Below are 230 nucleotides of genomic sequence, written 5' to 3'. Positions count from 1 at the left end.
GTAGGAGAGCTCGGACTCGAGCGGGTTGATGTCGATCAGGTGCTCGGGCGTCGCGAGTCGCAGCTTCATCATCGGCAGCAGCGAGTGGCCGCCGGCGATCAGGCGCGACTCCGGGCCGAGCCGGTCGAGCAGCGCGATCGCCTCGTCGATCGTCGACGCGCGGGCGTAGTCGAAAGGCGCAGGTACCTGCATATCCCTCCCTCTCCTCGGGACCGCTGCAGGCGACGCTA

General features: G+C 68.3%; 1 protein-coding gene. It reads right to left on the bottom strand.

Annotated features, from left to right (window positions below; genetic code table 11):
- A partial coding sequence (locus ACX9YW_RS23635) for an FAD binding domain-containing protein (RefSeq protein ID WP_460351259.1) occupies window positions 1-192 on the bottom strand: 192 nt, incomplete at its 3' end.
- Window positions 193-230 lie beyond the last annotated feature (38 nt).

It is taken from the genome of Pseudoneobacillus rhizolycopersici (genome assembly GCF_054786815.1).
Note: the sequence above shows the minus strand (reverse complement) of the source record. Positions and strands in the feature narration are given on the sequence as shown.